Origin of the sequence: Avibacterium sp. 20-132, assembly GCF_023611925.1 — a bacterium.
In the GTDB taxonomy this organism is placed as follows: domain Bacteria; phylum Pseudomonadota; class Gammaproteobacteria; order Enterobacterales; family Pasteurellaceae; genus Avibacterium.
Window position 1 is genome coordinate 875,081 of sequence record NZ_CP091456.1, and the last position, 14,346, is coordinate 889,426.

At 37.9% G+C, this 14,346-nt stretch carries 13 protein-coding genes; 3 read left to right on the forward strand and 10 right to left on the reverse strand.

Going from position 1 to position 14,346, the window contains the following annotated elements:
• Positions 1-15 precede the first annotated feature (15 nt).
• The 10 genes from atpA to L4F93_RS04125 form a co-directional block, all read right to left on the reverse strand.
• Positions 16-1,557, reverse strand: a complete 1,542-nt coding sequence (gene atpA, locus L4F93_RS04080; RefSeq protein WP_250351237.1) for a F0F1 ATP synthase subunit alpha — start codon at positions 1,555-1,557, stop codon at positions 16-18.
• Between the two features lie 12 nt (positions 1,558-1,569).
• Positions 1,570-2,118 carry a F0F1 ATP synthase subunit delta gene (gene atpH / locus L4F93_RS04085; RefSeq protein ID WP_250351238.1) on the reverse strand — a complete coding sequence of 183 codons (549 nt, stop codon included), beginning with the start codon at positions 2,116-2,118 and terminating at the stop codon, positions 1,570-1,572.
• A gap of 13 nt (positions 2,119-2,131) precedes the next feature.
• The gene (gene atpF, locus L4F93_RS04090) at positions 2,132-2,602 is read right to left on the reverse strand and encodes a F0F1 ATP synthase subunit B (protein ID WP_250351239.1); all 471 of its coding nucleotides are present in this window, start codon (positions 2,600-2,602) and stop codon (positions 2,132-2,134) included.
• 55 nt (positions 2,603-2,657) lie between these two features.
• Positions 2,658-2,915, reverse strand: coding sequence for a F0F1 ATP synthase subunit C (atpE, locus tag L4F93_RS04095; protein WP_250351240.1), 258 nt, complete (start codon positions 2,913-2,915; stop codon positions 2,658-2,660).
• A 52-nt stretch (positions 2,916-2,967) separates the two neighbouring features.
• Positions 2,968-3,780 carry a F0F1 ATP synthase subunit A gene (atpB, locus tag L4F93_RS04100; RefSeq protein ID WP_250351241.1) on the reverse strand — a complete coding sequence of 271 codons (813 nt, stop codon included), beginning with the start codon at positions 3,778-3,780 and terminating at the stop codon, positions 2,968-2,970.
• Positions 3,781-3,788: 8 nt separating this feature from the next.
• Positions 3,789-4,184 (reverse strand): ATP synthase subunit I, encoded by a 396-nt coding sequence (locus L4F93_RS04105; RefSeq protein ID WP_250351242.1) that lies wholly within the window; start codon positions 4,182-4,184, stop codon positions 3,789-3,791.
• 144 nt (positions 4,185-4,328) lie between these two features.
• On the reverse strand, positions 4,329-4,967 hold the full coding sequence (gene rsmG, locus L4F93_RS04110; RefSeq protein WP_250351243.1) for a 16S rRNA (guanine(527)-N(7))-methyltransferase RsmG: 639 nt from the start codon (positions 4,965-4,967) through the stop codon (positions 4,329-4,331).
• Positions 4,967-6,856: a tRNA uridine-5-carboxymethylaminomethyl(34) synthesis enzyme MnmG gene (gene mnmG / locus L4F93_RS04115; protein ID WP_250351244.1), complete on the reverse strand. Its 1,890-nt coding sequence runs from the start codon at positions 6,854-6,856 to the stop codon at positions 4,967-4,969. Before mnmG ends, rsmG begins: the two co-directional genes overlap by 1 nt.
• A gap of 465 nt (positions 6,857-7,321) precedes the next feature.
• The gene (gene mioC, locus L4F93_RS04120; protein ID WP_250351245.1) at positions 7,322-7,765 is read right to left on the reverse strand and encodes an FMN-binding protein MioC; all 444 of its coding nucleotides are present in this window, start codon (positions 7,763-7,765) and stop codon (positions 7,322-7,324) included.
• Positions 7,766-7,825: 60 nt separating this feature from the next.
• A complete protein-coding gene (locus tag L4F93_RS04125) occupies positions 7,826-8,044 on the reverse strand; it encodes a cell division protein ZapB (RefSeq protein WP_250351246.1) in 219 nt (72 codons plus the stop codon).
• A 155-nt stretch (positions 8,045-8,199) separates the two neighbouring features.
• Here L4F93_RS04125 and glpX point away from each other — a divergent pair, with 155 nt between their 5' ends.
• The 3 genes from glpX (at position 8,200) to L4F93_RS04140 (ending at position 14,305) form a co-directional block, all read left to right on the forward strand.
• Positions 8,200-9,213, forward strand: a complete 1,014-nt coding sequence (gene glpX, locus L4F93_RS04130; protein ID WP_250351247.1) for a class II fructose-bisphosphatase — start codon at positions 8,200-8,202, stop codon at positions 9,211-9,213.
• Between the two features lie 199 nt (positions 9,214-9,412).
• Positions 9,413-11,845, forward strand: coding sequence for a DNA topoisomerase (ATP-hydrolyzing) subunit B (gene gyrB / locus L4F93_RS04135; RefSeq protein ID WP_250351248.1), 2,433 nt, complete (start codon positions 9,413-9,415; stop codon positions 11,843-11,845).
• Between the two features lie 147 nt (positions 11,846-11,992).
• The gene (locus L4F93_RS04140; RefSeq protein ID WP_250351249.1) at positions 11,993-14,305 is read left to right on the forward strand and encodes a TonB-dependent hemoglobin/transferrin/lactoferrin family receptor; all 2,313 of its coding nucleotides are present in this window, start codon (positions 11,993-11,995) and stop codon (positions 14,303-14,305) included.
• Positions 14,306-14,346: the final 41 nt, after the last annotated feature.

Genomic DNA, 14,346 nt, shown 5'->3' on the forward strand with positions numbered 1-14,346 from the left:
TCTCCGTTATGTGAATTACCAAGCGCTGTTTGCTTTGAAATTATCTAAAATTGCTTGCAATGTCGCTTTGATTTCATCGTTATAATCGCCAGTTTTGGTTAAACCATTCATAAAGTCTGCATAATTATGTGCTGCATACTCTAAAAGGGCAGATTCAAAAGATGCAATACGATCTAACTCAACATCTTCTAAATAACCGAATTCAACGGCAAATAGAACTAATGCTTGTTGTGCAACGCTTAATGGAGAATATTGTTTTTGTTTCAATAATTCTGTTACTTTCTGACCGTGAGAAAGTTGTTTACGGGTTGCATCATCAAGATCTGAAGCAAATTGAGCAAAGGCGGCTAATTCACGATATTGCGCAAGTGCGGTACGAATGCCGCCAGCCAATTTTTTAATGACTTTAGTTTGCGCCGCACCACCTACACGAGATACCGAAATACCTGGGTTTACCGCAGGACGAATCCCTGAGTTAAACAAGTTAGACTCTAAGAAAATCTGACCATCGGTAATAGAAATTACGTTGGTTGGAACGAAAGCGGATACGTCACCTGCTTGGGTTTCAATAATTGGTAATGCCGTTAAAGAACCTGTTTTACCTGTTACTTTACCCTGCGTGAAACGCTCAACATATTCTGCATTAACACGAGATGCACGTTCAAGTAAGCGAGAATGTAAATAGAATACATCACCCGGGAAGGCCTCACGACCCGGTGGACGACGTAATAATAATGAAATTTGACGATAAGCTACCGCTTGTTTTGATAAATCATCATAAACAATGAGAGCATCTTCACCACGGTCACGGAAATATTCTCCCATTGCACAGCCTGAATAAGGGGCAAGATATTGGAGTGCAGCAGATTCAGATGCAGATGCCACAACAACAATCGTATTTTGTAATGCGCCGTGTTCTTCTAATTTACGCACAACGTTTGCAATGGTTGAGGCTTTTTGACCAATCGCCACATAGATACATTTAATACCAGAGTCTTTTTGGTTAATAATGGCATCAATCGCTAATGCAGTTTTACCTGTTTGACGGTCACCGATAATTAATTCACGCTGACCACGACCAATTGGTACCATTGAATCCACTGCTTTATAACCCGTTTGAACAGGCTGATCAACAGATTTACGATCGATAACACCCGGCGCAATCACTTCTACTGGTGAATAGCCATCATGTTCAACTTCACCTTTTCCATCAATTGGCTGACCAAGCGTATTCACTACTCGGCCTAATAAACCTCGACCTACTGGTACTTCAAGAATACGTCCTGTACATTGAACTTCCATTCCTTCTGAAAGATCAACATAAGGTCCCATCACTACCGCACCTACTGAATCACGTTCTAAGTTAAGTGCCATAGCATAACGATTACCGGGTAATGCAATCATTTCCCCTTGCATTACATCGCTTAGCCCATGAATACGAATAACCCCATCACTAACAGAAACAATGGTTCCCGTATTACGAGGCTGGCTTACTACATTAAACTCGGCAATGCGTTTTTTAATTAATTCACTAATTTCAGTTGAATTTAGTTGCATCTTTTATTCCTCTTATAATTGCAACTCATTTGCTAGACGAGCCAATTGACCTCGGCTACTTCCGTCAATGACAAAATCATCGGTACGAATAATTACACCTGCAATCAGGGTACTATCAATGCTGCAATTTAATTTAACTTTACGAGCAAGTTTCTTTTCCATTGCTACAGCAATTTTATCTTGTTGCTCTTTACTTAATGGTTGAGCTGAGACAACATTCACTTCTGCAATGGCTTGATGTTCTCTGACATAATGTTGGAACTGTGCAAATACTGCAGGAAGTACAGTTAAACGCTTATTTTCAGCCATTAACCGAATCAAATTTTGCCCATATTGATCAAGTTGGTCGCCACAAATTGAAATCACCGTATCAGCAACGCTATTGGCAGATAAATCGCTAGTAAGAAAATTTTGCATCTCTTGATTTTCAACCACTTGAGAAACAAAACTTAACATTTCTGTCCATTTTTCTACCGCACTTTTATTTTGCGCTTGCTGTTCAACGGCAAAATCAAATGCTGCTTTTGCATAAGGGCGAGCTATGGTAGTTAATTCTGACATAAGCTCAACCTTCCTATAATTCTGCAACTAATTTATCAATAATGTCATTGTTTGCCGCTTCATCAACTGTACGACCCACAATTTTCTCAGCACCAGCAACGGCTAAAGAAGCAACTTTTGCACGTAATTCTTCTTGAACACGCTTACGCTCTGATTCAATTTCAGCATGACCTTGTTCAATAATTTTTGCTTTCAATGCTTCAGCTTCTGCTTTTACTTCTTCAAGAATTTCATTACGGCGTTTATTCGCTAAATCCACAATTTCTTGAGCTTGAAGTTTCGCTTGATTCATTTCTTGTTCAATCAAAACTTTTACATCAGCCTGTTCTTTTTTTGCTACTTCTGCCGAGCTTAACGCATTTGCGATTTGGCTTTGACGTTCTTCAATCGCCTTAATAATCGGGGGCCAAACGTATTTCATACAAAATAATACGAAAAGCACAAAGGCGATAGTTTGCCCGATTAATGTTGCGTTAATATTCACAACGGTCCTCCTAACTTATTAGTTATTAACCCTTTACCTAGTAAAGAATTATCCGTTATGCGCCTAATAATGAAGCAAATGGATTTGCAAATGCAAAATATAAACCAATACCTACAGCAATCATTGCGATAGCATCAAGTAAACCAGCAACAATAAACATTTTTGTAAGCAATGAGTTAGCTAATTCAGGTTGGCGAGCAGCTGATTCTAGGTATTTACCACCAAGAATACCAAAGCCAATTGCCGTTCCCAATGCAGCAAAAGCAAACATAATTGCAGAAGCAATGATTGTTGCACTAATTACAGTTTCCATAGTTTTCTCCGTTTGATTAAAAATGGGCTGAGCCCGTTAAAGTTAAAAGAAATTAATGTGCGTCTGATTTATTATAAGCAATGCTTAAATAAACAACCGTTAACATCATAAAGATAAAGGCTTGTAGTGTAACAACTAAAATATGAAAAATAGCCCACGCAAGATGTAATGGAATTCCCAAACTCGCTACAAACATATTAGCTGAATACATTACGGCAATAAGAATAAAAATTAATTCCCCTGCATACATATTACCGAATAAACGTAATGCTAAAGAAACAGGTTTAGAAATTAATGTTACTGTTTCAAGAACAAAATTGACTGGAATAAATGCCCAATGGTTGAATGGATGCATCGTATATTCTTTGACTAACCCAGAAAAACCTTTTGACTTCACTGTGTAATATAAAATTAAGCAAAAAACACCTAATGCTAGCGCAAAAGTAATGTTCATATCCGTAGTAGGCACCGCACGCAATGGGATATGATGATCACCTGAAAGCATTGCAGCAATTTGTGGTAAATAATCTACTGGCAATAAATCAATGGTATTCATAATAAATACCCAGACGAAAATAGTAAGTGCTAAAGGTGCAACAAAATCTCTACTTCCATGGAAATTTTCTTTTACCACACCATTAACCCACTCAACTAAAATTTCTACTGCGGCTTGTAACTTACTTGGAACTCCGGTTGTTGCTTTTTTTGCCACACGACGGAATAAATACAAGAAAATAATTCCAGTAACAATTGAGAAAAGAAGAGAATCAAGATTAAATGACCAAAAACCTTCTCCCGATGAAAGATAAGTTAAATGGTGTTGGATATATTCAATCGATGTTTGAGATGAACCTTCCGCTGACATATGTTTTCCTATGAATTTATTGTAGTGTGATGACTAAAAAGCAACGGAAGCAAATTATTGGCAATAATAACGCCGAAGTAGCCAGAAAATAATGGCAAGGGCAATATAGGGTGTAAGTTCAATAAACAAATTGAAAATAAAATCACCGTTATGCCAAATTTGATCCCTTCACTTTGGTATAAACGTTTTACTTGTTGCGATAAGTCTTTTTTGTTTTTACTAAACATTATCCACAAAAAGCAAAGTTGCGGAACAAATGCACATATCATTCCAGCAAATAAGGATAAAAACTGTGCATCAGTAAGTAATAAAAAAGCACTCAACGTGAGCAAACTAATGAGTAATCCTTCAATGACTAAAATACGATAATATTGTTTTCTTGTTTGTTGTAGAATTTTTGACATCGTATTGATTACTTATAAAAAATCATCTTATAAAATCGAAATAAATTATACAATTCCCACGATTTTATGCAATAGCTAAGCTGACAAAAAAGCACAGCAATGCTAAATATTCTGTCAGAGGTTATTATGGTTTTTTTATCCCGATCACGCTTTCTTTGTTAGTAAAACCAAATGCCGTTCCCCGACTAATTCAGGTACGACTAAAGGCACGATCTTATTAACCCGAATTGATGGGCTTAACGCTGATGCTTCTTGAGGTTGATAAATACCTTTCAAAGCATAAAAAATGCCTTGTTGATTGAGTAAATGAATACACCAATCCGTCATATCTTTAAGCGAGGCAAACGCGCGACTTAATACGCCATCAAAAAGTTCCTCAGGCTGATATTCTTCCACTCGACTCAATACTGGCGTAACATTGGTAATGCCTAGCTCTCGCAGCGCATTACGAATAAAACTAATGCGTTTGCCTAAGCTATCTAACAACACAAAGGTTTTATCTGGGTTGATAATGGCTAAAGGTAAACCGGGTAAGCCCGGGCCTGTTCCGACATCAATAAAACGTTCACCTTGTAAGTAAGGACTGACAACAAGGCTATCCATAATATGCTTGACGAGCATATCTTGCGGATCTCGCACAGAAGTGAGATTGTAAGCCTTGTTCCATTTATCTAGCAAAGCCACGAGCTTAACTAACTGCGCTTTTTGCTGATCGCTCACAGAAAGTGCGGTGCTTTTTAGCAGAAAATTTAATTTTTCTTTAAGTTCTTCAATGTTAGCCATTATTCACCACGCTTTAACATACCTTGTTTTTTCAGGTTCACCAATAAAATAGAAATTGCCGCAGGAGTTACCCCCGAAATACGGCTTGCTTGTCCAATAGAAGTAGGACGATGTTGGATTAATTTTGACCGCACTTCATTAGATAATCCAGATACCGCATCATAATCAAAATTATCGGGAATTTCTGTATTTTCATAACGTTTTTGACGTGCGATTTCTTCTTGCTGATGTTCAATATAACCTTGATATTTGATCGCGATTTCTACTTGCTCAGCGGCTTCTTTATCTTCAATCGCAGGGGCAAAAGGGGTTAATTGCGTAAGAGATTGATAATTCACTTCAGGGCGACGTAATAAATCTTCACCACTTGCTTCACGGCTTAATGGACTATTGAGCAACGCATTCGCTTGTGCTAAATGTTCAGAACGAGGGTGCAACCAAATACTACGTAAACGCTGGCGCTCTAATTCAATATTTTCCATTTTTTGATTAAAACGCACCCAACGCTTTTCATCAATTAAGCCAAGTTTATGCGCCGTTGGGGTTAATCGAATATCCGCATTGTCTTCACGTAGTAATAAACGGTATTCTGCTCGAGAAGTGAACACTCGATAAGGCTCTTTTGTTCCTAAGGTACAAAGATCATCAACTAACACACCAATATAAGCCTGATCACGATGTGGATACCAACTGTCTTTGCCCTGAACATAAAGTCCCGCATTGATGCCCGCTAATAAGCCCTGTGCAGCAGCTTCTTCATAACCTGTGGTACCGTTAATTTGTCCGGCAAAAAATAACCCGTTAATGGCTTTTGTTTCTAGGGTCGGTTTTAAATCACGCGGATCAAAATAATCATATTCAATGGCATAACCCGGTTTGATAATGCGCGCATTTTCCAGCCCTTTCATTGAATTCACAATGCCCATTTGCACATCAAATGGCAAACTGGTTGAAATGCCGTTTGGATAAACTTCATTTGAAGTCAAACCTTCAGGCTCAAGATAAATTTGGTGAGAATTACGTTCAGCAAAACGCATCACCTTATCTTCAATAGAAGGACAATAACGTGGGCCAATGCCTTCGATCACGCCAGCATACATTGGGCTACGATCTAAATTATTCCGGATCAATTCATGCGTTTGTTCATTTGTATGGGTGATATAGCAAGGAATTTGGCGAGGATGTTGATCCACCGATCCCATAAAGGAAAAAACAGGTAATTTTTCATCGCCATGTTGTTTTGCGAGTACATCAAAATTAATTGTCCTCGCATCAATACGCGGTGGTGTACCTGTTTTTAAACGATCTACGTGTAAGTTAAGATCACGCAAGCGATGAGCTAAACTCACTGAAGCTGGATCCCCAGCACGACCGCCTGCATAATTTTCCATTCCAATGTGGATCTTACCTGATAAAAATGTTCCCGCAGTTAAGATCACGGATTTGGCTCGAAATTTTAATCCCATTTTGGTTTCTACACCAGATACACGATCCTGTTCGATCAAAATATCCGTAACCTCTTGTTGGAAAATATCTAAATTTGGTTGATTTTCAAGTGCGATCCTAACTGCTTGGCGATACAACACGCGATCCGCTTGCGCACGGGTAGCACGTACCGCAGGGCCTTTGCTGCTATTTAACGTACGAAATTGAATACCGGCTTGATCCGCAGCCGTTGCCATCAAGCCTCCCATTGCATCAATTTCTTTTACCAAATGGCCTTTACCAATACCACCAATAGCAGGGTTACAAGACATTTGCCCTAATGTATCCACATTGTGGGTTAATAATAAGGTTTTTAATCCCATTCGTGCTGGAGCAAGCGCTGCTTCAGTTCCTGCGTGTCCACCACCAATAACAATCACATCATAATTTTCCGTATAAAACATAATAACCTTAATTGCGTGATAAATTTGATCTTCATAAAAGTAACCGCGTATTCTACATCAAATTGATCATTGCTTAAATCGAAGATTGAAGATCCCGTGAATTTTGTTTACAAGATCAAAGGATCAAGAAAAATGATCGTTGCTTATAAATATAAGATCTCTTTTTATATATAAAGATCTTATTATGATAATTATTAGGATCGCTGATCTTTGTGAATAAGGGTAAAATTCATTTAAAAATAAATGAGTTAGATCCTTTTTAAAGCTGTTTAGATCACCACTTGATCTTGCTGTATATCTTGTGAGTAAAAGCAAAAGTTATCCACAGATAATCGTTAAGATATTTTTATTTACAGAGTAAATACAATATTTAGACAAGTTTCTTCTTAGTTATCCACAGATGAAATTTAAAGAGATCATAAAAAACAAGAAAGCGATCTGATGAAATGATCATCAGATCTAAGGTTAAAGATGAGATAAAAAAGTCGGGATCCAATCTTCGGCATACTGTTCTTGATCGTCCACAGCAAGAACATCAATTGTTAAAGGATCACAAATTTGTTGCGCGCTTTGTTCGGTTAAATGGTCTTGTACAATGTTTACCGCATTGCAGAAAGTATCATAATCGGAATTTCCTAACCCGATCACCGCAAAGCGCAAATGGGATAAATCTGGCTTTCGTAGCTTAATTTCATCAAATAATGGTTTCAAATTATCGGGTAATTCTCCCGCTCCGTAGGTTGAGGTTACAATAAGCCAAAGGGGTTCATTGGCCACCTCGGCAAAATGAGGCCCGTGAAAAAGTGCGGTACAAATTTGTTGTGTTTCTAATACTTGTTGTAGATGTTCTGCGACATATTCTGCGCCACCTAATGTACTACCGCTAATTAAGCATACTTTATTATTCATTTTTACTCCTAAAAAATAAGGCTTAGATAATCACCTAAGCCTCTATTTTTATTAATAAAATTAAACGTTATCAATACGACCTAACAAAGAACGCAAACGTTCTTGCCAGTTTTCATGTTCACTCTTGAGTTGTTCATTTTCATTGCGTAATGTTTCGTTTTGTTGTTGCGCTTGATTATTTTTTTCTTTTAATTCTTCAACTTCTAATTGAAGTAATTCAATCGTTTCAACGGCTTGTTTAATTTTTGTTTCAAGTTGGTCTAAAATTTCTAACGACATAGTGGATTCCTTTTAAAAAAATGGTTAATGAACATAGATGTATGCTTATTCTACCTGAGTTTATTGATTTCGCAAAAAAATTTATCTTTTTATAACGCAATCGTTTGCAGAAATGATAGAATACGCCGATTTTTAAACAACCAAAGGATCAAAAAATGAATAGAGCATTAGCCATTGAATTTTCTCGAGTTACCGAAGCTGCTGCGCTTGCTGGTTTTGCTTGGTTGGGGCGTGGGGATAAAAATGCCGCCGATGATGCCGCTGTGCAAGCAATGCGATTGATGTTAAATCAAATTGAAATGCGTGGTGAAGTGGTGATTGGTGAAGGCGAAATTGATGAAGCGCCGATGCTCTATATTGGTGAGAAAATTGGTACAGGAATCGGCGAAGAGGTTTCTATTGCTGTTGATCCTATTGAAGGGACAAGAATGACGGCAATGGGGCAACCTAATGCACTTTCTGTGTTAGCCGCAGGGGGAAAAGAGACCTTTTTACGAGCGCCTGATATGTATATGGAAAAATTGGTCGTAGGTCCTGAAGCAAAAGGAATGATTGATTTAAACTTACCATTGGAACAAAACTTGCGCCGTGTGGCATCAAAAATGGGAAAATTACTTTCTCAATTAACGGTGATTACCCTAGATAAACCGCGTCACACTGAAGTCATTAAAAAAATGCAGCTACTTGGAGTGAAAGTCTTGGCGATTCCAGATGGTGATGTTGCCGCATCAATTTTATGCTGTTTGCCTGATGGTGGCGCAGATATGCTGTATGGCATTGGCGGCGCGCCTGAAGGCGTGGTGGCTGCGGCAGCTATTCGTGCCTTAGGGGGAGAAATGCAAGCACGTTTAATTCCTCGTCATCAAGTAAAAGGCAGTTCACCAGAAAATCAATCCATTGCGGCAGATGAAATTCGCCGTTGCCAAGAAATGGGCATTGAAGTGAATCAAGTGCTGAAATTAGAAGAGTTAGTGCGTGATGATAATCTTGTTTTTTCTGCCACAGGTATTACTAATGGTGATTTGCTTAAAGGTATTCATCGTCGCGGTAATTTAGCGACAACGGAAACCTTACTGATTCGTGGCCGTTCACGTACCATTCGTCGTATTCAATCTGTGCATTATTTGGATAGAAAAGACACCGCACTTTATCGTTTAATTGATGCCTAACCGCGTTTTATTTGTTTTATGCTCATCTAGGCGGAAGTTCTCCGCCTAATGGGGTTTCCCGCAAATTAAAGTGCGGTGCTTTTTTTCATTATTTTTCAATTTATTATTTACCTGCCTGAGATTTTTGCGAAATTAGCCAAAAGCCTAAAAATTTGCTATAATCTGCCCAATTTTTTATCAATAAAAACAGAGAATTGTTATGTCGAATAATGTCCCAGAAAATTATGGTGCAAGTAGTATCAAAGTATTAAAAGGCCTTGATGCAGTGCGTAAACGCCCCGGTATGTATATTGGTGATACCGATGACGGAACAGGGTTACATCATATGGTTTTTGAAGTTGTAGATAACGCCATTGATGAAGCATTGGCGGGCTATTGTTCTGATATTATTGTGACTATTCATTCTGATAATTCTGTTTCAGTGCAAGATGATGGTCGTGGTATTCCAGTGGATATTCACCCTGAAGAAGGGGTATCGGCCGCAGAAGTGATTATGACAGTATTGCACGCAGGCGGAAAATTTGATGATAATTCTTATAAAGTGTCTGGTGGATTGCATGGTGTGGGTGTGTCCGTAGTTAATGCGCTATCTGATAAATTACAGCTCACCATTCGTCGTCAAGGCAATGTTCACGAACAATTCTATCATTTAGGTGATCCGCAAGCGCCTTTAACCATTATTGGTGAAACTAGCCAAACGGGAACGACGGTGCGTTTTTGGCCAAGTCCAAGCATTTTCACCAATATTGAATTTGAATATGACATTTTGGCTAAACGCTTGCGTGAGCTTTCTTTTTTAAATTCAGGGGTATCCATTCGTTTAATTGATGAACGTGATGATAAACAGGATCACTTTCATTATGAAGGCGGAATCCAAGCCTTTGTGGAATATTTAAACAAAAATAAAAATCCAATTCATCAAAAACCATTTTATTTTTCCACAGAAAAAGATGATATTGGTGTTGAAGTTGCTTTGCAGTGGAATGAAGGCTATCAATCGGAAAATATTCATTGCTTCACCAACAATATTCCACAACGTGATGGAGGAACTCACTTAGCTGGTTTCCGTGCCGCTTTAACGCGAACCTTAAATGCTTATATGGAAAAATCAGGGCTGAATAAAAAAGGCAAGAACGATAAAGTGGAAACCTCAGGTGATGATGCACGTGAAGGGCTCGTCGCGATTATTTCAGTGAAAGTACCTGATCCAAAATTCTCTTCACAAACTAAAGATAAATTGGTTTCTTCCGAAGTAAAAGGGGCGGTGGAATCCGCCATGAATGAGCGCTTGCAAGAATATTTGGAAGAAAATCCAAATGACGCCAAAATGATTGCAAGTAAAATTATTGATGCAGCGCGCGCCCGCGAAGCCGCACGCAAAGCCCGGGAAATGACACGCCGTAAAGGGGCATTGGATATTGCAGGGTTACCCGGTAAGTTAGCAGATTGCCAAGAACGTGATCCTGCTTTATCTGAACTCTACCTTGTGGAGGGGGATTCTGCAGGAGGGTCAGCAAAACAAGGGCGTAATCGTAAAAATCAAGCAATTTTGCCATTAAAAGGGAAAATCCTAAATGTAGAAAAAGCCCGTTTTGATAAAATGCTTTCTTCCCAAGAAGTGGGAACATTAATTACTGCGCTTGGCTGTGGAATTGGGCGTGATGAATATAATCCAGATAAATTGCGTTATCACAGTATTATTATAATGACCGATGCTGATGTGGACGGTGCGCATATTAGCACCTTATTGCTCACTTTCTTCTATCGTCAAATGCCTGAATTAATTGAACGTGGTCATATTTATATTGCTCAACCGCCACTTTATAAAGTGAAAAAAGGTAAAAATGAAGAGTACATTAAAGATGATGAAGCAATGGCGCAATATGAATTGAATATTGCTTTAGATGGCGCAGCGTTATATACCACGAAAGATGCTCCTGCAATGAGTGGGGTGGCATTAGAAAAATTGGTGTCTGAATATAACAGCGTGCAAAAAATGATTGCACGTTTAAGCCGCCATTATCCAGAAAGTGTTTTAAAAACCTTGATTTATCAACCTGAATTAACCGTCGCTTTAATGCAAAATGAAAGTGCGGTGGAATTTTGGGCAAAATCTTTGGTTGAAAACTTAACGGAAAAAGAAAGCAGCGGTAATCATTATAGTTATAAATTGCATTTCAATAGCGAACGCCATTTACACGAAGTTGTGCTAACCGTGCGTACTCACGGCATTGATACAGAATATGTATTTGGCTTCCAATTTATCAATGGTAATGATTATGCCCGCATTGTGAAATTGGGTTCACAGCTCAACGGCTTACTTGAGCCTGATGCTTATATCGCACGCGGTGAACGTCAATATCCAGTAACAACGTTTGAACAAGCGGTAGAATGGTTAGTAAAAGAATCGCGTCGCGGTTTAATGGTACAACGTTATAAAGGGTTAGGTGAAATGAATCCAGAGCAGCTTTGGGAAACCACAATGGATCCTGAAACACGTACAATGTTGCAAGTTACCATTAAAGATGCTGTGGCAGCCGATCAGCTCTTCACTACCTTAATGGGGGATGAAGTTGAACCTCGTCGTGAGTTTATTGAATCTAATGCATTACGAGCTAACTTAGATATTTAATATCTTCTAATAGAAAAAGCCACTTACAAAAAATGTGAGTGGCTTTTTTGTTATCTTTATTTTAAATGAGAATTATTTTTATTTAAAACAATATGTTTTTATCCTATAATCTAACCTTAAATTAATTAGATAAAGGGAGAGGTAAAAATGGATAAAAAAACGACCGCACTATCCGTATTACTCGTTTGTTTAGGCTGCACTACATTTTCCTACGCTGAAGAAACACTTGATGAAATTCTTATTTCCACAGAAAACACAACCAATAAAATTCCAACTACAGAAAAGAAAACAGAGAAAATTATTCAAAATGAACTTATTCGCGATACAAAAGATTTAGTCCGTTATAGCCCTGATGTTGGCATTGTTGATAATGGTCGTTTTATAAAAGGTTTTTCTATGCGTGGGGTTGAAGGTAACCGCGTTGGCATTAGTATTGATGGGGTGAATTTACCCGACAGTGAAGAAAATACACTATATGCCAGATATGGTAATTTTAATTCTTCAAGATTAAGCATTGATACAGAACTTATAAATAATATTGATATAGTTAAAGGCGCTGATAGTTTTCATTCTGGTAGTGGCGCATTAGGTGGAACGGTTAATTACCAAACGTTAGAACCGCAAGATTTAGTTTTAGCTGAGAATCGTTTTGGTGCATTATTACGTACAGGTTATGCGAGTAAAAATAAGGAATGGGTAAGAACCTTTGGGGTAGGTTATGTTGGCCAGCAAGTAGATGCCCTTTTACTATATTCTCAACGGACGGGACACGAATTAAAAAGTAATGGACGTGGCGAGATAGATCAATCTTCAAGTAGTCAACATCCTGATCCTTCTACTCATCGTTATCATAGCTATCTTGCCAAATTAGGGATTCAACTCAATGATCATCATAAAGTTGGAATCGGTATGAATGGACAACAAGGACATCGTTATACTGATGAACGTAGCTATGCATTGTTTGGCGGACAATGGCGTGAAGCAGATGATCAAAATAAACGTTTAAATGTCAATCTTTATTATCTTTATACGCCACAGTCTGAATATTTGGCATTTACAAAATTTGATGTTGATTATCAAAAAACCGATCTTGCAGCGGTAAATTATAAAGGAGGCCGGCATTGGCAAACAGACGAAAAAGAGTTAGATGAAGTTTTTGATAGACGGATGAAAACAACATTTAAACGTGCTTCCTTCTATGTTGAAAGTGAGCCTTTAAGCTTTTTAGGCTCTCATATACTAGGGCTAAAAATGGCTGCAAGTGAACGTCAATTTGAAAATATTAATCATGATACTAATCGCTTTGGTTTAGATTCACACTACACTATTCAATATCCGATTAAAACTAAGCAATATCGTTTAGCATTAAAAGATGATGTTACTTGGTTTCCAACCTTTGACCAATGGACGCCGAAAATTATGGCACATTTAGGTGCTGGTTATGATTATACGAAGTATAACCCACAACGTTTAAATGCACCTTGTAGCACAGCTTGTTTAGCAGAAGGCGCACCTCAAAAAAGCCATTTTGCAAATTGGAGCGGTTTAGCTGGAATTGATGCCCAAGTTACAGATAATTGGACATTTGGCTATTTACTTACAACAGGCTACCGTTTACCCACTGCCACAGAACGCTATTTCACATTTACTAATGCTTATGGTAAATGGAAGTCTAATCCTGCTTTAAAAGCAGAAAAAAGTTTAAATCATACCTTTTTTGCAAAAGGTGAAGGGAAAGCAGGATTATTAGATGTAATGTTCTATCAAAACCACTATCGCAATTTTCTATTTGAGCAGGAAAGTATTATTGAAGAAACAGCTTATGGGCGTACTTTTCAATCACAAATGCAACAAATGGTAAATGTAGATAAAGCTAAAATTCATGGTATTGAAATTAAAGGAAGATTAAATTTAGCACAGCTTTTACCTGCTCCTGAAGGATTAACGCTATTTGGTGCATTGGGATATAGTAAAGGACATTTATCTAATAATGCGAGCTTACTTTCCATTCAGCCAATGAAAATGGTTATTGGTATAGATTATGAGCATCCGCAAGGAAAATGGGGACTATTCAGTCGCTTAACCTATTTAGCAAATAAAAAAGCAAAAGATGCTCAAGTATTTGAAAATAAAACGCGTTGTGTACGCTGGGAATATGATTATTGGTATGACAGAGATATGTGCGTAAAAGATGAACTTTATCAAACAATTGATACCTATAAATACTTGAATAAATCAGCCTATGTTTTTGATTTATTTGGGTATTATAAAATAAATCAACATATCACTTTAAGAGCCGGAATATATAATTTATTTAATCGTCGTTATCAAACTTGGGATGCCTTGCGAGGGATCAACGCAAATAGTACAACGAATACCGTAGATCGTGATGGATTAGGGTTGGAACGTTTTTATGCACCAGGGCGAAATTATAGTGCATCAATTGAAGTTCGTTTTTAATCGTTTTTCTTTATCGCGCTTAGTTAGATAACTATTTTAGG

Coding starts and splice junctions, on each gene's coding strand:
- gyrB (WP_250351248.1), top strand. CDS start 9,413: ATGTCGAATAATGTCCCAGAAAATTATGGTGCAAGTAGTATCAAAGTA.
- glpX (WP_250351247.1), top strand. CDS start 8,200: ATGAATAGAGCATTAGCCATTGAATTTTCTCGAGTTACCGAAGCTGCT.
- L4F93_RS04105 (WP_250351242.1), bottom strand. CDS start 4,184: ATGTCAAAAATTCTACAACAAACAAGAAAACAATATTATCGTATTTTA.
- mioC (WP_250351245.1), bottom strand. CDS start 7,765: ATGAATAATAAAGTATGCTTAATTAGCGGTAGTACATTAGGTGGCGCA.
- mnmG (WP_250351244.1), bottom strand. CDS start 6,856: ATGTTTTATACGGAAAATTATGATGTGATTGTTATTGGTGGTGGACAC.
- L4F93_RS04125 (WP_250351246.1), bottom strand. CDS start 8,044: ATGTCGTTAGAAATTTTAGACCAACTTGAAACAAAAATTAAACAAGCC.
- atpA (WP_250351237.1), bottom strand. CDS start 1,557: ATGCAACTAAATTCAACTGAAATTAGTGAATTAATTAAAAAACGCATT.
- rsmG (WP_250351243.1), bottom strand. CDS start 4,967: ATGGCTAACATTGAAGAACTTAAAGAAAAATTAAATTTTCTGCTAAAA.
- atpB (WP_250351241.1), bottom strand. CDS start 3,780: ATGTCAGCGGAAGGTTCATCTCAAACATCGATTGAATATATCCAACAC.
- atpE (WP_250351240.1), bottom strand. CDS start 2,915: ATGGAAACTGTAATTAGTGCAACAATCATTGCTTCTGCAATTATGTTT.
- atpH (WP_250351238.1), bottom strand. CDS start 2,118: ATGTCAGAATTAACTACCATAGCTCGCCCTTATGCAAAAGCAGCATTT.
- L4F93_RS04140 (WP_250351249.1), top strand. CDS start 11,993: ATGGATAAAAAAACGACCGCACTATCCGTATTACTCGTTTGTTTAGGC.